General features: G+C 31.1%; 1 protein-coding gene. It reads left to right on the top strand.

Going from position 1 to position 630, the window contains the following annotated elements; genetic code table 11:
- Positions 1 to 630 (top strand): hypothetical protein (locus HMPREF3029_RS09395; protein WP_070710045.1); only part of this gene is annotated, 630 nt, incomplete at both ends.

A 630-nucleotide genomic window follows, 5' to 3' on the forward strand; every position in this document is an offset into this window, starting at 1 on the left:
GAGGCAAGAAGAATAGCAATTAGTTTAAGAGTTATGTTTCATCAAACCAAGCATTCTAGATCTTTACTTCATCAACTAAATTTAAACAAAACTTTACTTTTATGGTCATCTGGCGGTTTGTATACTCCGTCAAACTTGTTATCTTCTTGGACGTTGTTGAAATTAAATCAAGATATAAATGGATTAACCTATAAACCAATGGGAATGAATAATGGGAGGACGTTTTATTTAGGCTTTGATGATTGGTGGAATGAAATCATTTTTGATGACAAAAATAATGTATTTACTAGGAAAGATATAGTTACATTTGTTGCAAATCAAGATGGAGGAGCTCATGTAGATAAAGCATTAGATGGAAAATATGCAGAACTAGTAAAACATAATTCATTAGGTTGGACAGATGGAGAGGGTAACCCAGTCGTCAATAATCCTGCGTATAATGCTATAAGACAAATAGCGTTAGAGGTAATTATCTCAAAAAATAAATTTAATAATGGATATCTTAATAGACGAAAACAAAAAGAAAAACCTTTTGAAATGAGATTTTTCGACAAGATGAGAAGGTTTAAGTGGTCTACGACAGAAATTACGTATTCAGATGAAACCTTAGATATTGTTAATCAGTATTCA

It is taken from the genome of Nosocomiicoccus sp. HMSC059G07 (assembly GCF_001815515.1).
In the GTDB taxonomy this organism is placed as follows: Bacteria; Bacillota; Bacilli; order Staphylococcales; family Salinicoccaceae; genus Nosocomiicoccus; species Nosocomiicoccus ampullae_A.